The organism is Kribbella sp. C-35, from assembly GCF_046549195.1.
Lineage (GTDB): Bacteria > Actinomycetota > Actinomycetes > Propionibacteriales > Kribbellaceae > Kribbella.
The window spans coordinates 375,281-393,232 of record NZ_JAJPWG010000001.1 but is presented as its reverse complement, the minus strand read 5'-3'; the positions used below and the strand labels follow the sequence as shown (position 1 = coordinate 393,232).

Here is a 17,952-nt window from a genome sequence, read left to right as displayed (position 1 = left end):
GACGGCGCGGCGGGTTCGGTCTGCGTGGTGATGTCCCTGGCTCCTCTCGTATCCGGACGACCCTTGACAGGTGTACGCCGTACACCCTACCGTCAACGTACCAGGGTGTACGCCGTACACCGCCAGTCGGACTGGAGTGTGAACATGGTGACTTCCGACTTCCGCGACGACGCCGCCGCGGCGTACGAGGTCCGCAAGGAGCTGGGACCCGAGTACGAGCGCGCAGTACTGGAATCCTTCGTCGCCAATGCCGCGCAGTCCATCAATCAGCAGGTGGACGCCCGGCTGGCGGAGCGGGCACCGGGTCAGAAGCAGCCGCAGCCCGACAACTCACATTTGGCCGTTCCGGTGTTCTCCCTGCTCCTCGGGGTCATCGGTTCGGTCTGGCTGACGGCCGGCGCGCACGCCGAATCGGATGCGGTGTTCGCCATGTGGCTGGGGATCACCCTGGTCAACATCGTCTTCGTGCGGATGTTCAAAAGCATCCGCCGCTCGCAGTGATCAGCGGGTCCAGACCTTGTAGATGCGGATCGGCTTGACCGGCGGGCCGTCCTGGTCCGGGTCGGCGATGCCGGCCGCGACCATGCGGTCGAAGGTGGACATGCCGGCGATCACGTGGCCGAGGACGGTGTAGTTCGGGGCGATATTCGCGAACGAGTGCACGACGAAGAACTCCGAGCCGTTGGTCCCGGGCCCCTGGTTGCCGTAGGCAACGGTGCCGCGCGGGTAGGTCTCCTGGCCGGTGACCTCGTCCGGGAACTTGTACCCCGGCCCACCCTCTTCCTGGCGGTAGATGTCACCGCACTGCAGGACACCCAGCCGGGACGAGTTCGTCAGCCGGAAGCACTGCGTCGCGTCGTAGAACCGACTCTTCACCAGGTGCACGAAGTTGTGCACGCCGCAGGGCGCGTTGGCGCGGTCCATCCGGACCACGAACGGTCCGTAGTTCGTCACGAAGTACACGTCCACCGTGCCCTTCGCACGGGCAACCGGGGACGGGATCCGGACCGGCTTGGCCGCCGGGTTCTCAGGCGTCGGCGTGAACTCGCATTTCGCCACCGGTTTGGACGCCGGTGTGGCCGAGGCTGTCGTCGTGGAAAGCGTTGTCGCGACCAGAACGGCCGCGATCAGGGCGGTGAGTGATCGCTTCATCACCACACCGTAGTACCTCGCTCGCTCTCTGCAGAGGTTGTTCAAGGAATTCGCCGCGGACTCGAACATCCGGCACATCCCGCCTAAGGTGATCCGGTCCGCTGCGGAAGGTGTATGTGTGAACGGCGAGGTACTGGCCGGTCGGTACCGGTTGCTGACCCTGCTGGGCAGGGGCGGTGCAGGCGAGGTGTGGCAGGCGGAGGACACGGTCCTCGCCCGTCAGGTCGCGGTGAAACTGCTGCGCAGCCTCGAAGGCGACCCGATGGACGCGGTCCAGAGGTTTCGCGGTGAGGCTCAATCAGCCGCTCGATTGACGCATCCGAACGTCGTCGCGACGTACGACGTCGGCACCGAGGGCGACCACGTGTTCCTGGTCATGGAACTGGTGCAAGGCCCCGATCTCGCCCAACTGATGCGTACGTCGGGACTCCCGGCCGCCGCACTGGTCCAGGACATCGCCCTGCAGGGCGCTCGCGCGCTGGACGCGGCGCACGCGGCCGGGATCGTGCACCGCGACGTCAAGCCGGGCAACCTGCTGCTGGCTCCCGACGGCACCCTCAAGATGACCGACTTCGGTATCGCCAAGAGCGCAGGCACCGAGACGACAGGACTCGGCGTCCTGCTCGGTACGGCGTCGTACGTGTCGCCGGAACAGGTCCGCGGCGAGCCCGCTACCGCCGCCAGCGACTGGTACTCGTTCGGCTGCGTTCTCCACGAGCTCCTGACCGGTACGCCGCCGTTCACCGGGCCGACCGTCGACGTGGTCATGCGGCAGCACCTCGACGTACCGCCTCCGCCTGTCACGCGTGCCGACGTACCGGCTGAGCTGTCGAATCTCGTGACGCACCTGCTGGCCAAGGATCCGGCGGACCGCCCGTCGTCGGAGTCTGAGGTGGCTGCGCTGCTCGCACCGGCCAACCAGACCCAGGTCCTAGCGGTCACACCACCTGCGGCCGCTGAGGTGGTCGGTGTGGGCAAGTGGGAGCAGGACTCGGACGAACCGGCCCATCGGGCGACCCGCAGGGGTTTCCCGTTGGCCAAGGCGGGTGTGGCTGCCGCCGTAGTGGTGGCTGGTGTGGTGGGCGCCCTCATGTTGCGTGCCGGCGTGTCGAACGATCCGCCCGCACAGGCCGGCGGTACTCCGTCTGCTCCGGTGCAGAAGGCCACAGCGGCTCCCAAGACCACACCGAAGCCCCAGCCGACCCCTACTCCCACCAAGACCAAGACGAATCCGACGAAGAAGCCGACGCAGACGCAGAACCCGCAGGCGGTCTTGGTGCAGCGGCTGCGCTCTCTGGCCGCGCAGGTCCGTGCGACGCAGGAGGGCAGCCGTAGCAGGGCGCCGCGGGAGGCTGCGAACGACCTGGACCAGGCGGCCCAGGCCATCGACCACGGCGACACCGAGTCCGCCGCGAAGCACTTCTACGAGGCGCGGCAGCGGCTGGCGGAGGCGCAGCAACGCCACCGCTGGCAGGCGACCCAGCAGATCGCCGCGCTGTTCTTCACCATCAGCCAGTCACTCCCGCCTCCTGACCACGACGACGAGTGAGGCACGCGACCTTCACCAGGTGGCCGGTGTCACAGCGGGTGTCACCCTCGTACCGGGATGCTGATAGCGAGGATACTCGCGGGTAAGCCGGCCGAAGGAGACGCACGATGAGCAGGTTGCAGCAGACCGACGGGCTGACCGACATCCAGGAAGAGATCCTGAAGACGGTCCGGGCCTTCGTCGAAGCCGAGATCCTCCCGGTCGCGACCGAGCTCGAGCACCGCGACGAGTACCCGACCGAGATCGTCGAGGGCCTCAAGGAACTCGGCCTGTTCGGCCTGATGATCCCCGAGGAGTACGGCGGCCTCGGCGAATCGCTGCTGACCTACGCGCTGTGCGTCGAGGAGATCGCCCGCGGCTGGATGAGCGTGTCCGGGATCATCAACACGCACTTCATCGTCGCGTACATGCTGCTCCAGCACGGGACCGACGAGCAGAAGCAGAAGTACCTGCCGCGAATGGCGACCGGCGAGGTCCGCGGCGCGTTCTCGATGTCCGAGCCCGGCTGCGGGTCCGACGTCGCCGCGATCAAGACCAAGGCCACTCGCGAGGGCGAGGGCTACGTGATCAACGGCCAGAAGATGTGGCTGACCAACGGCGGTACGTCGAACCTGGTCGCCGTACTCGTCAAGACCGATGAGGGGCAAGACTCGGTCTACAAGAACATGACCACGTTCCTGGTCGAGAAGGAGCCCGGTTTCGGCGAGGTCGACAAGGGCCTCACGATCCCCGGCAAGATCGAGAAGATGGGCTACAAGGGCGTCGACACCACGGAGCTGGTGTTCGACGGCTACCGGATCGACGCGGGCCAGATCCTCGGCGGCGTACCGGGCAAGGGCTTCTACCAGATGATGGACGGCGTCGAGGTCGGTCGCGTGAACGTTGCCGCCCGCGGCTGTGGTGTCGCGCGGCGGGCGTTCGAGCTCGGGATCTCGTACGCGCAGCAGCGGGAGACGTTCGGCAAGAAGATCGCCGAGCACCAGGCCGTGCTGTTCCGGCTCGCCGACATGGCCGTCAAGGTGGAGGCCGCGCACGAGCTGATGGTGAAGGCGGCCCGCAAGAAGGACAGCGGTTCCCGCAACGACTTCGAGGCCGGCGTCGCGAAGTACCTGGCCAGCGAGTACTGCTCGCAGGTCGTGGAGGACTCGTTCCGCATCCACGGCGGCTACGGGTTCTCCAAGGAGTACGAGATCGAACGCCTCTACCGCGAGGCGCCGATGCTGCTGATCGGCGAGGGTACGGCGGACATCCAGCGGATGATCATCGGCCGCCGCCTCCTCGAGGACTACAAGCTCTGACCGTGCGCTGGGTCGACAGGCGGGGCGGTGCCGGTCGGCCCAGCGCGCGGCGGGGCAGGGTCTAGGCCGTACTGCGGGTCGGGACTTGCCGGGTTTTGCCGGAGCCGTGGCCGGAGAGCAGCCAGATGCCCAGTTGAGTGATCTCGTGGCGTACTGAAGCACCGGCCCGGCGGGTCGTGATCAGGCCGGCCTCCCGCAGTACCGTCGCCTGGTGGCTCGCGGCCGCCGGGGAGATCCGGCAGCGTTTCGCCAGCTCCGTCGTCGTACAGCCGCTGACGGTCGCCTCCAGTGCGGCGGCCCGGGTCGACCCGAGCAGGGAACCCAGCGGATCACTCGACGGCGGGTGCTCCAACGGCGCCTGCCGCAGGATCCCGGGCGCATGCTGGATCGGATAGACCAGGATCGGTTTGAGGTCCGGGTCCCGCAGCTTGGTCGGTACCTGCCAGCAGAACGCCGAAGGCTGCAACTCGATTCCCCTGCCATCGAGATACAGATCTCGGTCGTTCATGTCCAGCACCTGCAGAACCGGTGCGACCCACCGGACCCGCGGATGCAGCGACGACAGCAATCGGTCCACACCGTGCCGGGCCAACGCCTCCCCACGATGGGCGTGGTCGGCGGACACGTGCGTCCCGATCGATTTCCAGTACGGCGCGATCGCCGCGTCGTGATACGTCCGGATGGCCCGTCCGAGCTTCTGCATCGACGTACGGCCACCTTGGGCCAGCTCCCGTGTCCAGGGGGAGGGCGGCCGGTACTGCGCGAGCAGGTCGAGCTCACTGCGGATCTGCTGCCGCGGTGTCGCCAGCGCCTGCTCCAGTGCGGTGTCGAAGTCCGGTGCGGGCTCCGCCGGGGTGAGGAAGTCGGGCGAGTAGCCCTTGGACGGGGTCAGCTCGAGCAGCAGCCGCATCTGGTCCGGTGCGACCGTCGCCCGCACGTGGCGCCGCCAGTCCTCGAAGATCAGCCGGCCTTCCGAGTGCTGCAGCATATGCAGGCTCAGCAGCACCTCCCAGAGCGGCGCCGGCGTGGTGGCGACCGTGACCCGGGTCAGGTCGCGCGGCGTGAAATGAATACGAAGCACCGCGATCCCCTCCCGTCCTCGGTCGTCCCCCGGGTCCGCATCGGTCGCGGAAAGTAATCAATTCCTGACCGAATGCGATTCCGGAATTCAATCAAGGCAGCCGATCCCGGGACAACCGTTTGAACATTCCAATCCGGGAGTAGTCCTGGCCATGGCAAAAGGTTGCCAACTCACCCGACCGGGCGGAGCGAATTCCGCGCCCAGAAGATGACTAGAGCCAGTGGTTCCGCTTGAACAAGCGGTAAAGGACGGTGCACGCCGCCACCATCACTCCGAGTACCACGAAGTACGCGTACTTCAGCCGCAGTTCCGGCATGTAATCGAAATTCATGCCGTAGATCCCGGCGATCATGGTCGGCACTGCGAGGATCGCCACCCAGGCCGAGATCCGCCGCATGTCCTCGTTCTCGGCCACCTGGACCTGGGCCAGCCCGGCCTGCAGGATCGAGCTGAGCAGCTCGTCGAACGAGATCACCTGCTCCTTCACCCGTTGCAAGTGGTCGTCGACGTCGCGAAAGTAGTTTTTCGTCTCGTCGGCGATCAGCGGGTGCCGCAGCGTGGCCAGCGCGCGCATCGGGCCGGTCAGCGGCGCTACGGCCCGTTTGAGCTCCAGCACCTCACGCTTCAGCTGGTACACCCGGTCGATGTTCCGCCAGCCACGCGGCGTGAACATGGACGTCTCGATCAGGTCGATATCGGCCTGTACGGCGTCCGCGACCTCCAGATACCGGTCCACGACGTGGTCCGCGATGGCATGCAGTACGGCGCCCGGACCGGTGGCGAGCCGTTGCGGCTCCCGCTCCAGCTCCTGCCGCAGCCCCGCCAGCTCACTGTGCTCACCGTGCCGGACCGTGACGACGAAGCCGGGTCCGCAGAACACCATGACCTCACCCGTCGCGACCACCTCGCTGGTCGCGGTCAGGTCGTCGTGCGGGACGTAGGTGACCGTCTTGAACACTGCGAACAGCGTCTCGCCGTACCGCTCCAGTTTGGGGCGCTGGTGCGCCTCGTACGCGTCCTCCAGCGCCAGCGGGTGCAGACCGAACTCCGCACCGATGATGGCGAGCTGGTGGTCGGTCGGCTGGAACAGGCCGATCCACACGAAGCCCTGCCCGCGCTGCGCCCGGACGAGCGCCTCGGTGTAGGAGTTGACGCGGGTGTCGCGGACGCCGTCGCGGTACAGTCCCCAGTCGACCAGGGCGCCTTCGAGCTTGCCGGTGACCACGTCGTCCGGCGGGCGTCCGGCACCGCCGGCACGCCGGGCGAAGACTCGTCCCACACGGCGTGTCGCGCCCATGTCCCATCGTCGCCCGGTCATCACCGGCGAGGCTATCAAGACGCGGTAACCAGCCGTCGGCAATGATGGGGGTGGAAGCACGTGGAGAGGAACGACGATGACCACGCAGGGCATGCCCTCGATGGACCCCAGGCCGACCGGCCTGACGATCGGGACGTACGACACCTACCGGGAGGCACAGCGAGCTGTCGACTATCTCTCGGACGAGAAGTTCCCGGTCGAGCACACGACCATCGTCGGCAACAACCTTCGCCAGGTCGAGAAGATCACCGGCCGGCTCACCTGGGGCCGGGCGCTGACCGCGGGCCTGGCCAGCGGCGCCTGGTTCGGGCTGTTCGTCGGCCTGCTGCTGGGACTCTTCACCACCAACAACTGGATCGCAGCGGTGCTGACCGGCGTCGTACTGGGTGCCTTCTTCGGCCTGGTGTTCGGCGGCCTCGGCTACGCGCAGTCCGCCGGCCGCCGGGACTTCACGTCGCGGACGGCCGTGGTGGCCACGACGTACGACGTGCTCTGCGACTTCAAGTTCGCTGAAGAGGCGCGCAACCACCTCGCCAAGCTGGCGCTGAAGGGCGAGGTGCACCCGCTGCTGCCGGATCACCAGGCCCAGCAGACGCAGCAGACCACGCAGCGGCCCGTCGACTGAGGTGACCTATCTCTCCTGTCGGTGAGAGCCAGACCACGGCCCGGATGCGCCCGGACCCGGCAGCATGGGGAATCCAGGAGCCGAGGAGGAACCGAGATGCAGTTCGGGCGCAGCTACGAGGAGTTCGAGGTCGGTGCTGTCTACAAGCATTGGCCGGGTAAGACGGTCACGGAGTACGACGACCACCTGTTCTGCCTGCTCACCATGAACCACCATCCGCTGCACCTGGACACGCACTACGCGGAGGGGTCGACCCAGTTCGGGAAGAACGTTGTGGTCGGCAACTACATCTACTCGATCCTGCTCGGGATGTCGGTCCCGGACGTGAGCGGCAAGGCGATCGCCAACCTGGAGATCGAGTCCCTGCGGCACGTCGCCCCGACCTTCCACGGCGACACCGTGTACGGCGAGACGCTCGTCCTGGACAAGTGGGAGTCCAAGTCCAAGGACGACCGCGGCGTCGTCTACGTCGAGACCAAGGGCTACAAGCAGGACGGCACTGTCGTCTGCCTGTTCCGCCGCAAGGTCATGGTCCCGAAGAACAACTACCTGGAGAGCCGGGGCGGAGAACAGCCTGGCCGCCCCGCCCCGGCTTCCTGATCAGCCTCCTGATCAGCTGAGGAACAGCTCGATCACCGGGACCTCGACGTTCGGCCGCTGGATCGGGAGTTTCAGGGTGAGGGTGTCGGGGGAGACGCCGCCCATGCGGGTGTTCTGGGCGGTCTGCTTCGGGTCGTTGACGATGCGCTTGATCTCGGACGCGTCGTTGAGGAGCTGCGCGTACTTGACCTTTCCGCCGAGGCTGGGGAGGTGGACGTGCCCCATCGGCCAGGAGAACAGGTGCAGGTAGAGGCGATTGCCCTTCTGCGTGTAGCGGGCGTCGGTCGGCGGCGTGAACTCGGACGGCCGCGCGCCGCGGATCGACCGCTCGTGCAGCCGCATCCACTGACCGATCTTGGCCAGCGTCGCCAGTGCCCGCGGGTCGAACTCACCCCGGCCCGTGGGACCGACGTTGAGCAGCAGGTTGCCGTCCTTGGAGACCGAGTCGACCAGCATCTTCACCAGCGTCTCCGGTGACTTCCAGTCCAGGTTGTCCCGGTCGTAGCCCCAGCTGCCGTTGAGCGTCTGGCACGCCTCCCACAGCACGGGTACGCCGTCGCGCTCCATCGGACCGTCCGGCTGGTACTGCTCCGGCGTCACGAAGTCACCCGGGATGTCCAGCCGGTCGTTGATCAGGATGTCCGGCTGCAGCTCCCGCACCATCGCCATCAACTCGACGGACCGCCACTCGTCCTTCCCCTTGCCGTTGCCGGGCCCCGGCAGACCGTCCTCCCGGTTCCGGTTCGGGTACGAGAAGTCGAACCACATGATGTCGATCGGTCCGTAGTTCGTCAGCAGTTCGCGTGTCTGCGCGTGCAGATAGTCGGCGTACACCTGGACGTCTCGGCCCGCGGCCTTCGCCTGCGCTTCCTCGTCGTACCGCTGCGGGTGGACGACGTCGATCGGGAACTCCGGGTGGTGCCAGTCGATCAGCGAGTGGTAGAACCCGACCCCGAGCCCTTCGGCCCGGCACGCCTCGACGAACGGCCCGACCAGGTCCTTGCCCCAGGCGGTCTTCGCCACGGTGTAGTCGGACACCTCGGAGTCCCACAGGCAGAAACCCTCGTGGTGCTTGGTCGTGAGGACGGCGTACTTCATGCCGGCCTCGCGGGCGGCGCGGGCCCACTTCGCCGGGTCGTACAGGTCCGGCTCGAAGTGGTCGAAGTACGGCTGGTAGTCCTCGTCGGTCAGCCGTTCGCGGTTCTTCACCCACTCGTGCCGGGCCGGCAGCGAATACAGGCCCCAGTGGACGAAGAGTCCAAACCGCCAGCCGCGGAACTTCTCGACGACTGTGCTCGACGGTTTGGGCGCGGGAGGCGCGTCGGTCATCTCAATTCTCCTTGTGGTTTAGCGTCCGCCCAGCCCCGTGACGAGCAGGCCGCGGACGAGATGTTTCTGCAGCAGGACGACAAGCAGCACGGTGGGAATCATGGCCATGATCGAGGCAGCCATCATCAGGTTCCATTGGGTGCCCTGCTGACCGACGAACTGCGCCAGGCCGAGCGGCACGGTGCCCTTGTCCTCGACGCTGTTGATGATGATCAACGGCCACAGGAAGCTTCCCCAGAAACTGATGAACGTGAAGACGGTGAGTACGGCGATCGCCGGCCGCGCGAGTGGCAACATGATCCGCAGGAACGTGCCGAACGGACCGCACCCGTCCACCCGGGCGGCCTCCTCCAGTTCGGCCGGGATCGTCAGGAAGAACTGCCGAAGCAGGAACGTGCCGAACGCGGTGAACGCCCACGGCAGGATCAAAGCCCAGTAGCTGTCCACCCAGCCGAGCGCCTGCATCAGCCAGTACATCGGCACGATCAGCACTTCCTGCGGCACCATCAACGTCCCCAGGAACAGGACGAACAGTTGCTCCCGGCCCCTGAACTTCAGCCGGGCGAAGGCGTACGCCGACATGCTCGAGGCAGCGACCACCACCAGGGTGCCGGCCACCGCCACCAACAGACTGTTCAGGAAGTACCGATCGAACGGAGCGAACGTGAACGCGTCCGCGTAGTTCTTCCAGCGGATCTCGGAGCCGAACAGGTGCGGTGTCGGGGTGAACACCTCGTCGGCGGGTTTCAGCGACGTCGAAACGGCGTACACCAGGGGGCCGAGGAAGACGATCGCGACGATGACCAGGAGCGTGTGCGAGACGCCGCTGCGGACCTTGCGGGCGGCGCTGTTGGTCTCAGACGTCATAGTTCACCCACCGCTTCTGCCCGACGAACTGGATCGCGGTGATGCCCATGATGATCACGAACAGCACCCATCCGGCCGCCGACGCCAGTCCCATCTGGAGGAACTGCCAGCCCTGGTTGTAGACGTACATGACGATGGTCTGGGTGGCCACGCCCGGGCCGCCCTGGGTCAGGATGAACGGCTGTGCGAACACCTGGAACGAGGTGATCAGCGTCATCGTGGTGGCGAAGAACATCGACGGGGTGATCATCGGCCAGGTGATGTAGCGGAACCGCTGCAGCGGCCCGGCGCCGTCGATCTGCGCGGACTCCAGTTGCGACTGCGGAACCTGGTCGATCGCGGCCGAGAAGACCAGGAAGTTGTACCCGAAGCCCTGCCAGATCGACATCGCCACGATCGCCGGCATCGCCCAGTTCGACGAGCCCAGGAAGTTCGGCGCGTCGATGCCGAACCAGCTCTGCAGGCCGCCGTCGATCAGCCCACCGGGCTGGAACAGCAGCCGCCAGACCATCACGTTGGCCACCATCGGCGTCATCACCGGGATGAAGAACAGCACCCGGAACACCTGGCGGCCCCTGATCTGCGGGCCCAGCCAGACCGCGAGCCCGAGCGAGACGACCACGTTCAGCGGGACGTACAGCACCACGAACAGAACCGTGTTCAGCACCACCCGGCGGAACACGGGGTCGTGCAGCAGGTGCGAATAGTTGCCGAAGCCCTGGAACGTGCGTTCCCCGAACACCGGCCAGTCGAACAGGCTGATGCCCAGTGCCATCGCCGTCGGGAACAACGTGAACAGAGCCAGCCCGCCGAGGCTCGGCGCCAGGAAGACCGACGCGTACCGGCCGTCCCGGCGCAACGCGGGCCGGCGCCCCGCCCGGGGCGCACCTGCAGGTGTGCCCGGGGGAGCGACGGTTGTATCGGTCGCCATTACGAACCAGCGCCTGCCTGGTCCTGGATGGTCTTCAGGGCCTGGTCCGGCGGGATCTCGCCGTTCAGCGCCTGCGTTCCGAACCGGTTGAGCAGGTCGGCGACCTGGACCCAGTTCTTCGAGGTGACCAGCGGGACCGAGTGCTCGGAGGCGTAGTCGATGGTCTCCTTCGCGCCGTCGATGTTCGCGGCGGTGAACCACGCCGGGTGCGCGACGGTGCGAGCTGGGTACGCGCGGCCGGCCTGGGCCAGCGTGGTCAGCGGCTTCTCACTCGTCATCGACATGATCGCCTGGAAGGCGGCGTCCGGCGTCTTGCAGGACCGGGAGATGCCGAAGCCCGACCCGGCGGTATAGGTCTTCGAGCCGTCCGGACCGGCCGGGATCGGCGCGATGCCGAGGTCGAACTTGACCTTGCCCTTGGTATCGATCAGCGACCACGGCCCGTTCAGCTGCATCGCGGCCTTGCCGCCGGTGAACTGCTGGGTCTCGAAGTCCGGGTTGCCGCCCGGCACCTGCGGGGCGATCTTGTCGGTCTTGACGAAGTCGGCGTACTGCGAGAAGCCCTGCTCGAACTTCGAGTCGGTGAAGTTGAGCTTGCCGTCGGCCAGCGGCTCGGCGCCGGTCATGGTCCGTACCCAGGACATGGTGCCCAGGTCGCCGGGGGTCGTCACCAGGCCGGTCTTCCCAGCGGCGGTCAGCTTCTTCGCGGCCGCCTTGAACTCGTCGATCGTCCAGCCCGGCTTCGGATCGGGTACGCCGGCGGCCTTGAACAGGTCCTTGTTGTAGAAGATCACCATCGGGCCGGAGTCGTACGGGATCGCGATCTGCTTCCCGTCCGCCTTCAGGCCGTCCATGATCGGCTTGTCGAAGTCCTCGGCCTTCATGCCGTACTTCTTCATCAGGTCGTCCAACGGCAGCATCGCGCTCGCGTACGACGCCATCCGCAGACTCTGCATGCCGATGATGCAGGGTGCCTTGCCGCCGGCCAGCGTAGTCCCGATCTTCGACCAGTAGCTGTCCCAGGGGGCGCCCTGGAGCTTGACGGTGATCCCGGCGTGATCGGTGTGGGCCTGGTCAGCGACCTTCTGCCAGGCGGCCTGGTCCTCGGCGCCGGCGATCCAGAACGACCAGACCAGGTCGGCCTTGTCTGCTGAGCCGGAGCTACCGCTACTGCCGTCGTCGCCGCCGCCACACGCGGCAACGGCGGTCAGGGCCAGCACCGCACACGTGGCGATGAGCCAGCGGCGTGCCCGAGCTGGTGTTCCTCTCATCCTGACCTCCAAGGAGAACTGTGAGTCATCCGATCAATATGTCGGGATCTTGACCAGAGTCAACAGCTCGTGGGCTTATTTCAGGAGAAAAAGGAACTTCCCACGCCTAGCGCAGGGGCTAGACCTCCGATGTATGGTCCAGAGACATCGGAGGTTTGGGGCCGAAGGGAGGGTTTGCATGGCGGTGACGGATGTGGCGATCGACCGGATCAAGGAGATGATCGTGGCCGGCGAGCTGCAGCCCGGCGACCGGCTGCCGCGCGAGGCCGACCTGGCCGCGCGGCTCGGGCTGTCCCGCAACTCGCTTCGCGAGGCGGTCAAGGCGCTGGCGCTGATCCGGGTGCTCGAGGTCCGGCAGGGCGACGGCACCTACGTGACCAGCCTCGACCCGGCGCTGCTGATGGAGACGATGGGCTTCGTCCTGGACCTGCACCAGGACGCGTCGGTCCTGGAGTTCTTCGAGGTACGGCGGATTCTCGAGCCGGCCGCCGCGGCCCGGGCCGCGTTGCGGATGCCGGACGCCGACATCACCGCGATGCGCGCACTGCTGGACGACCTCCCCGACGACCCGTCCGCCGACGAGCAGCTCGCCTGCGACGTCGAGTTCCACCGGCTGCTCGCGATCGGCAGCGGGAACCGGACCCTGGCGTCGATCATCGAGAGCCTGCGGCAGCCGACCTACCGGGCCCGGATCTGGCGCGGCCTGACCCAGACGGGCGCGGTGAACCGCTCGGTCGCGGAGCACCGCTCGATCCTGGAGGCGATCGCCGCCCGCGAGCCGGAGGTCGCCCAGGCCTGGGCGACCGTGCACATCGCGGGCGTCGAACGCTGGCTCAACGAGGCGGTCAATCTCGAGGTGGACGGAGCTCCAGCAGCACCGCGGCGGGCATCTGCAGCGTCACCTCGACGGCTGAACCGTTCCACTCGAGTGGGGTACTGACCAGCCGGCTGCGCTCGGCGAGCTCGGCCAACTCCTCGTCGGTCGGCCAGTCGCCGAGACCTTCGGCGGCCTGCGCGATGTCGCCGGACCCGACGGCCAGAGTGGTTGCCGTGGCCTGCCAGGACGGGTCCACGCCGGGCAGCTGGACCTGGACCGTCCTGGTCAGTTCCGGTGCCCCGTCGGCTTTGGTCTGATCGAGGGTCAGATTCCACAGCAGTACGGCGATCCGGTCGCGGTCCCGGGACGCCCAGGCCTCCACGAGGCTCCCGCCACCGTCTCCGTCGTACGTCAACGGCAGCTCGACCGGTCCGAGCCGGCTGAGCAGCGTCATCGCGTGGTAGCGCGGTTTCGCCAACCCACCAACGGTTTGCAGCCCGAAGCCGCCGTGCAGGAACCGCGGCGGCCGGCCGAGCTCCTCGAAGTGGTCGGACGCGACCCAGTACGAGAGCGCGTCGATCCGTCCCGCAGCTGACCGCATGCCGCGGAGCAGGAACATCCCGGAGAACACCGAGTCGTTGATCGGGTTGAAGTGCCTCGGCGTCACACCCCACTCGGTCCAGAGAATGCGAGCATCGCCGAATCCGTGTCGCTCCAGCGAGGCCCGTACGTCGAGCGGCGGCGAGCCGTACGTGTGCGTGGACACGAAGTCGACCGGCGTACCGAACCGTTTGGCGTGGGCGAGGAGGTCGTCCACCCAGCCGGCTGCGGCGGAGGACGGGCCGCCGATCGCGAGGCGCGGGTCGACGGACTTCACGGCGGCAGCGGACACGTCGTACAGCTGGAGCCATTCGGCCTTGGTGCCGGACCAGAAGACCTCGAGGTTGGCCTCGTTCCAGACCTCGAAGTCCCACGTCAGCACCTCGTCGAGACCGTACCGGTCGACGAGGTGCTGCACGAGCGCGCGGACCAGGTCGTGCCAGCGCTGGTACGACGCCGGCGGCGAGATGATCGCGCCGTACTCGAAGACTGTCTTCGTCGGGTCGCTCGCCAGCTCACGCGGCATGAAACCGAGCTCGACCACCGGACGCAACCCGAGCGCGAGCAGCTTGTCGTAGATCGCGTCCACCACGTCGAAGTTGTAGGTGTCCCCGTCGATCACGTGGGTGTCGTCGTGGAAGACCGCGTGCGCGCGGACCGTGCGGACGCCGATCTCGTCGTGCATCCGGCGCAGCGCGTCCTCGAGCTCGCTGCCGATCTCGTGGCCGCCGGTCAGGTCCTTGCAGAGCAGCTGGCTCAGGCGCTCGCTGCCGACCATCGGCTCCCACGGCCGCTGCAGCTCGGTGCCCTCGGCAATCGTATCGACGGTCACCTTCACTTTCGGCGCGACACCGCCGGCAACCAGCGGTACGGCGCCGACGGTCCGACTCGGGAGCCCGTGGGTCGTTACCTCGGGCACGCTCGCGACCGCGTAGCGGTACGGCGTACCCGGGGTTCCCGTGGTGTCCACGTACGGCGGCGACGGGACCGACAGCACGTCGCCGCTGTGGTGATCGACCGGTTCCAGCGGACCGCGCTCGCCGGTTCCCCTGAAGATCAGGTAGCCGACTGCGCCGTCCACCGGCGACCAGTCGATCGTCACCTGGCCGACGCCGCCGACCGCCGTGACCTCCTTCGGCGGATCGAGCTCGGGAAAGGCGAACGCGCGCTGCTCATCGGAGCGGAGCGCAATCCGCTGGTCCCAGTCGGTCTTGGCGTCGTCCTGCATCTATGCGACTCCCGATTCGAACTGTTCCATCGCGATCAGCGGCCGGATCCGGTTCTCCACCGTCCGGCTCGCGAAGCTGCGCCGGATCAGATTCCCGCCGAACACGTTGCCGATGGCACCCATCACCATCGCCTGGTCGAGTGACAGGTACCGGCGGGCGATCAGCCCGGACTTGACGGCGACCGAGTCGAAGAACCCGCCGCCGCCATACGCGTGCAGGGTCTTCTCGATCTTGCTCAGGTTGTCGATCGCCTGCCGCGGCGCGTAGGCCATCGCCAGGAACGCGGCGTGCGGGGTGACCACGCCGTCGCCATACGTCGGGTTCGGGTTGGTGCCTTCGCGGCAACCCTCGAAGCCGGCGTCGTAGTTGGTCGCCTCCAGGTCCGACGGGTAGCCGCCCGGGTCCATCCCGATCGCGTCGACGCCGTAGACGGAGTACCCGCCCTTCGGATTCGACGCGGGGGAGAAGCCCCAGTAGCCGTACTTCGCGTCGTCGAGGCCGTGCTCGATGTGTGCGCGGACCGTCAGCGGGTGGTTGAGACCCCAGCTGCGCGGCGCCCAGGTCGACTCGGGCACGAACAGGTCGGGCATCAGCGACTCGAACATGTCACCGCCCCAGGACGGCACGAGCCGCATCCCGCGGTACTCGTAGGTTCCCTCGAAGACGTCCAGACCGAGGTACGTCCGGTGCACGCCCTTCGGCTTCTGCTCCACCCACGACCAGTCGCAGCTGTCCGGGAAGGTGCGGTACGTCGCGAAGTACTGCGTGTGCGGGACCTGGTTGAGCGCGAACCCGACGTATCCGGCGATCCGGGCCTCGGTGTTGCAGGTGTCGTAGTGGAACTTGCGGTAGTACACGTCCGGGCCGACGCCGGCGTGGTTGCCCTTGTCGGTTTCCTCGTCCGGCGGCGGGGTCTCGAAGAAGCCGCCGCGCATCAGACCGCCCGGGCGGGCCGCGGGGTTGTAGTAGAACGCGAAGTTCATCTTGTTCAGCAGGGCGTCCGCGAGGGCTCGGGCGCGCGGCTCGGCGTTGCGGACCACCATCAGCGCGCAGGCGAACCAGCCGTTGTCGACACTTGAGACGAACGGCGTGATTGGCTTGGTCCCGTCCGGGTCGGTGGTCAGCACCTCGCCGGTGGCCTCGTCGTACCAGTTGAAGTACATGCCGCTCGGCTCGTGATGTACGACGTTCTTCATCGTCGTCAGCGTCTGCGTGATGCGGCGCAGCGACTCCTGCGGCGAGATGATGCCAAGGTGCTTGGCGACGACCGTGCTCCACAGGTAGCCGCCGATGTTGGTGGGGGAGGTGTAGCTGCTGCGCACCGGGTTCGTCACCGACTCGCCGATGTTGTCGGCCGGCAGACCGGTGTGCTCGTCGGTCATCGCGACCAGACTGCGCCAGGTGTCACGGGCCCACCGGCCTACCGTGGCTTTGTCTTCGCGGCTTGGTGTCCAGCTGCCTTTCAAGAGGTCAGCGGGTGAAGGCGTTCCACCGAAGGCTGGGCTGGCGGTTCCTGCGAGCGCTGCGACGCCCGTGGCGGCGAGCACGGTGCGGCGACTGATGATGGCGGTCATCTGAGGTCTCCTATTTCAGTCCGGTTATCGCTATGCCCTTGGTGACGTGGCGTTGGAAGGCCAGGAACATCACCAGCACCGGTAGGACGACCACGACCGCGCCGGCCATCAACAGGCCGTAGTTCTGCGCGTTCTGTCCGGTCGAGTACAGCGCCAGGGCGACGGGAAGCGTGTACTTGTCCTCGGTCTGGGCGATCACCAGCGGCCAGAGGAAGTTGTTCCAGGATCCGAGGAAGGTGAGGATGCCGAGCGTGGCCAGCGCGGGCCGGGTCAGCGGCAGCATGATCCGGGCGAAGATCCCCAGCTCGGTGGTGCCGTCGACGCGGCCGGCGTCGATCAGGTCGTCGGGCAGCCCCAGGAAGAACTGCCGCATCAGGAACACGCCGAACGGCGAGACCAGGAACGGCAGGATCAGGCCGGGGTACGAGTTCGCGAGCCCGGCGTTGGTGACGAGGACGAACAGCGGGACGAACGTGACCATGCCGGGAATCATCAGCGTGGCCAGCACCACCACGAACAGCGCGTTGCGGCCCTTGAACCGCAGCTTCGCCAGCGCGTAGCCGATCATCGAGCAGAAGGTCAGGTTGCCGGCCGTCACGGCCAGCGCGACCAGGGTCGAGTTGAGGAAGTAGCGCGGGAAGTTCGCCTTGTTGAACAGGGCGTCGTAGTTCTCGTTGGTCGGGTTCTGCGGCCACCAGGTCGGCGGGACCCGGAGCAGTTCGCCCTGGGTCTTGAAGCTGCCGAGCACCATCCACAGGAACGGCGCCGCGACGGCGACCAGGCCGAGTATGCCGATCAGATAGATCCACCAGGTACGGCGCATCACTTCTCCCTCAGCAGCCGGAACTGGATGAACGTGACGACCGCGATGACGACGAACAGGATGTACGCCATCGACGTCGCGAGCCCGTAGTTGCCGAAGCCGAACTGGTTGTACGTGTACATCGAGACCGAGAGCGTGCTGTCCAGTGGACCGCCCTTGGTCATCACGAACGGTTCCTCGAAGAACTGCAGGTAGCCGATGCCGCTGGTCACGCTGGTGAACAGGATGGTCGGCCGGAGCAGCGGCAGAATCAGGTACCGGAATCGTTGCCAGGAGCCCGCACCGTCGATCTGGCCGGCCTCCTCGACCGACTGCGGAATGCCCTGCAGGCCGGCCAGGAAGATGATCATCGCGGAGCCGAAGTTCCGCCAGACGGACATCGCGATCAGCGACGGCATCGCCCAGGTCTTGGACGCCAGCCAGTTCGGGCCGTCGATGCCGACCCAGCCGAGCGCCGTGTTCAGCAGACCGCTGTCCGGTGCCAGTACGAACCGCCAGATCACCGCGATCGCGACGATCGACGTCACCACCGGCAGGTAGTAGCCGACCTTGAACAGCGCCTGGAACCGCTTGACCCCGCGATCCAGCAACAGCGCCGCACCCAGCGCCACCACCAGCGTCAACGGCACCCCGACAATCACGAAGTACGCCGTGTTGAAAGCCGCCTTACGAAACGTCTCGTCCTGGAGCGCCTTGAGGTAGTTGTCGAACCCAACCCCGTTCACCGAAAACGGCGTCCGCAAATCCCGCTGCTTGATATCAGTGAAACTCATCCCGAAGGACCCGAGCACCGGTCCCGCAGTAAACGCCAAAAACAGAACAACAAACGGCAACACGAGAATCCACGCGGCCGCAGCCTCACGGGTGATCCGGCGCCGCGGGCGCCCA

At 66.9% G+C, this 17,952-nt stretch carries 17 protein-coding genes; 6 read left to right on the top strand and 11 right to left on the bottom strand.

The genetic code is table 11. From position 1 onward, the window contains the following. Positions 1 to 144 precede the first annotated feature (144 nt). Entirely contained in the window at positions 145 to 501 is a 357-nt protein-coding gene (locus ACLJOO_RS01945) for a hypothetical protein (protein WP_410785017.1), read from the top strand. Here the strand turns inward: ACLJOO_RS01945 and ACLJOO_RS01940 are convergent, their stop codons facing one another. Next, on the bottom strand, positions 502 to 1,152 hold the full coding sequence (locus tag ACLJOO_RS01940; protein WP_410785016.1) for a peptidylprolyl isomerase: 651 nt from the start codon (positions 1,150 to 1,152) through the stop codon (positions 502 to 504). A gap of 118 nt (positions 1,153 to 1,270) precedes the next feature. Here ACLJOO_RS01940 and ACLJOO_RS01935 point away from each other — a divergent pair, with 118 nt between their 5' ends. Further along, positions 1,271 to 2,701 carry a protein kinase domain-containing protein gene (locus tag ACLJOO_RS01935; RefSeq protein ID WP_410785015.1) on the top strand — a complete coding sequence of 477 codons (1,431 nt, stop codon included), beginning with the start codon at positions 1,271 to 1,273 and terminating at the stop codon, positions 2,699 to 2,701. 107 nt (positions 2,702 to 2,808) lie between these two features. Further along, entirely contained in the window at positions 2,809 to 3,999 is a 1,191-nt protein-coding gene (locus ACLJOO_RS01930) for an acyl-CoA dehydrogenase family protein (RefSeq protein ID WP_410785014.1), read from the top strand. Positions 4,000 to 4,060: 61 nt separating this feature from the next. Here ACLJOO_RS01930 and ACLJOO_RS01925 read toward each other — a convergent pair whose 3' ends face one another. Beyond that, complete coding sequence (locus ACLJOO_RS01925; protein ID WP_410785013.1) at positions 4,061 to 5,080, bottom strand: ArsR/SmtB family transcription factor; 1,020 nt, start codon at positions 5,078 to 5,080, stop codon at positions 4,061 to 4,063. Between the two features lie 211 nt (positions 5,081 to 5,291). Then, entirely contained in the window at positions 5,292 to 6,398 is a 1,107-nt protein-coding gene (locus ACLJOO_RS01920) for a magnesium and cobalt transport protein CorA (RefSeq protein WP_410785012.1), read from the bottom strand. Positions 6,399 to 6,474: 76 nt separating this feature from the next. Here ACLJOO_RS01920 and ACLJOO_RS01915 point away from each other — a divergent pair, with 76 nt between their 5' ends. Together ACLJOO_RS01915 and ACLJOO_RS01910 are read left to right on the top strand one after the other, a co-directional pair. Continuing rightward, positions 6,475 to 7,023 carry a general stress protein gene (locus ACLJOO_RS01915; RefSeq protein ID WP_410785011.1) on the top strand — a complete coding sequence of 183 codons (549 nt, stop codon included), beginning with the start codon at positions 6,475 to 6,477 and terminating at the stop codon, positions 7,021 to 7,023. A 96-nt stretch (positions 7,024 to 7,119) separates the two neighbouring features. Then, the gene (locus ACLJOO_RS01910) at positions 7,120 to 7,623 is read left to right on the top strand and encodes a MaoC family dehydratase (RefSeq protein ID WP_410785010.1); all 504 of its coding nucleotides are present in this window, start codon (positions 7,120 to 7,122) and stop codon (positions 7,621 to 7,623) included. A gap of 12 nt (positions 7,624 to 7,635) precedes the next feature. Here the strand turns inward: ACLJOO_RS01910 and ACLJOO_RS01905 are convergent, their stop codons facing one another. The 4 genes from ACLJOO_RS01905 to ACLJOO_RS01890 are packed head-to-tail and all read right to left on the bottom strand — an operon-like array spanning position 7,636 to position 12,021. Beyond that, entirely contained in the window at positions 7,636 to 8,952 is a 1,317-nt protein-coding gene (locus tag ACLJOO_RS01905; RefSeq protein WP_410785009.1) for an alpha-L-fucosidase, read from the bottom strand. 18 nt (positions 8,953 to 8,970) lie between these two features. Beyond that, positions 8,971 to 9,819, bottom strand: a complete 849-nt coding sequence (locus ACLJOO_RS01900; protein WP_410785008.1) for a carbohydrate ABC transporter permease — start codon at positions 9,817 to 9,819, stop codon at positions 8,971 to 8,973. After that, a complete protein-coding gene (locus ACLJOO_RS01895) occupies positions 9,809 to 10,750 on the bottom strand; it encodes a carbohydrate ABC transporter permease (protein ID WP_410785007.1) in 942 nt (313 codons plus the stop codon). The genes ACLJOO_RS01900 and ACLJOO_RS01895 overlap by 11 nt, the downstream gene beginning before the upstream one ends. After that, the gene (locus ACLJOO_RS01890; RefSeq protein WP_410785006.1) at positions 10,750 to 12,021 is read right to left on the bottom strand and encodes an ABC transporter substrate-binding protein; all 1,272 of its coding nucleotides are present in this window, start codon (positions 12,019 to 12,021) and stop codon (positions 10,750 to 10,752) included. The genes ACLJOO_RS01895 and ACLJOO_RS01890 overlap by 1 nt, the downstream gene beginning before the upstream one ends. Positions 12,022 to 12,199: 178 nt before the next feature. Here ACLJOO_RS01890 and ACLJOO_RS01885 point away from each other — a divergent pair, with 178 nt between their 5' ends. Further along, positions 12,200 to 12,961 carry a FadR/GntR family transcriptional regulator gene (locus tag ACLJOO_RS01885; RefSeq protein ID WP_410785005.1) on the top strand — a complete coding sequence of 254 codons (762 nt, stop codon included), beginning with the start codon at positions 12,200 to 12,202 and terminating at the stop codon, positions 12,959 to 12,961. Here the strand turns inward: ACLJOO_RS01885 and ACLJOO_RS01880 are convergent. From ACLJOO_RS01880 to ACLJOO_RS01865, 4 genes are read right to left on the bottom strand one after another with little or no spacing between them, the layout of a single operon-like run. Beyond that, the gene (locus ACLJOO_RS01880) at positions 12,867 to 14,666 is read right to left on the bottom strand and encodes a GH39 family glycosyl hydrolase (protein WP_410785004.1); all 1,800 of its coding nucleotides are present in this window, start codon (positions 14,664 to 14,666) and stop codon (positions 12,867 to 12,869) included. The two genes, ACLJOO_RS01885 and ACLJOO_RS01880, sit on opposite strands and share 95 nt — an antisense overlap. Further along, on the bottom strand, positions 14,667 to 16,241 hold the full coding sequence (locus tag ACLJOO_RS01875) for a glucoamylase family protein (RefSeq protein ID WP_410785003.1): 1,575 nt from the start codon (positions 16,239 to 16,241) through the stop codon (positions 14,667 to 14,669). It abuts the gene before it with no gap. A 10-nt stretch (positions 16,242 to 16,251) separates the two neighbouring features. Further along, a complete protein-coding gene (locus ACLJOO_RS01870) occupies positions 16,252 to 17,064 on the bottom strand; it encodes a carbohydrate ABC transporter permease (RefSeq protein ID WP_410785002.1) in 813 nt (270 codons plus the stop codon). After that, positions 17,064 to 17,837 (bottom strand): carbohydrate ABC transporter permease, encoded by a 774-nt coding sequence (locus ACLJOO_RS01865; protein WP_410785001.1) that lies wholly within the window; start codon positions 17,835 to 17,837, stop codon positions 17,064 to 17,066. Before ACLJOO_RS01865 ends, ACLJOO_RS01870 begins: the two co-directional genes overlap by 1 nt. Positions 17,838 to 17,952 lie beyond the last annotated feature (115 nt).

Excerpts from the sequence above, each read along its gene's own strand:
- ACLJOO_RS01945 (WP_410785017.1), top strand. The coding sequence starts at position 145 with ATGGTGACTTCCGACTTCCGCGACGACGCCGCCGCGGCGTACGAGGTC.
- ACLJOO_RS01940 (WP_410785016.1), bottom strand. The coding sequence starts at position 1,152 with ATGAAGCGATCACTCACCGCCCTGATCGCGGCCGTTCTGGTCGCGACA.
- ACLJOO_RS01930 (WP_410785014.1), top strand. The coding sequence starts at position 2,809 with ATGAGCAGGTTGCAGCAGACCGACGGGCTGACCGACATCCAGGAAGAG.
- ACLJOO_RS01920 (WP_410785012.1), bottom strand. The coding sequence starts at position 6,398 with ATGACCGGGCGACGATGGGACATGGGCGCGACACGCCGTGTGGGACGA.
- ACLJOO_RS01915 (WP_410785011.1), top strand. The coding sequence starts at position 6,475 with ATGACCACGCAGGGCATGCCCTCGATGGACCCCAGGCCGACCGGCCTG.
- ACLJOO_RS01910 (WP_410785010.1), top strand. The coding sequence starts at position 7,120 with ATGCAGTTCGGGCGCAGCTACGAGGAGTTCGAGGTCGGTGCTGTCTAC.
- ACLJOO_RS01905 (WP_410785009.1), bottom strand. The coding sequence starts at position 8,952 with ATGACCGACGCGCCTCCCGCGCCCAAACCGTCGAGCACAGTCGTCGAG.
- ACLJOO_RS01900 (WP_410785008.1), bottom strand. The coding sequence starts at position 9,819 with ATGACGTCTGAGACCAACAGCGCCGCCCGCAAGGTCCGCAGCGGCGTC.
- ACLJOO_RS01895 (WP_410785007.1), bottom strand. The coding sequence starts at position 10,750 with ATGGCGACCGATACAACCGTCGCTCCCCCGGGCACACCTGCAGGTGCG.
- ACLJOO_RS01890 (WP_410785006.1), bottom strand. The coding sequence starts at position 12,021 with ATGAGAGGAACACCAGCTCGGGCACGCCGCTGGCTCATCGCCACGTGT.
- ACLJOO_RS01885 (WP_410785005.1), top strand. The coding sequence starts at position 12,200 with ATGGCGGTGACGGATGTGGCGATCGACCGGATCAAGGAGATGATCGTG.
- ACLJOO_RS01880 (WP_410785004.1), bottom strand. The coding sequence starts at position 14,666 with ATGCAGGACGACGCCAAGACCGACTGGGACCAGCGGATTGCGCTCCGC.
- ACLJOO_RS01875 (WP_410785003.1), bottom strand. The coding sequence starts at position 16,241 with ATGACCGCCATCATCAGTCGCCGCACCGTGCTCGCCGCCACGGGCGTC.
- ACLJOO_RS01870 (WP_410785002.1), bottom strand. The coding sequence starts at position 17,064 with ATGCGCCGTACCTGGTGGATCTATCTGATCGGCATACTCGGCCTGGTC.
- ACLJOO_RS01865 (WP_410785001.1), bottom strand. The coding sequence starts at position 17,837 with ATGAGTTTCACTGATATCAAGCAGCGGGATTTGCGGACGCCGTTTTCG.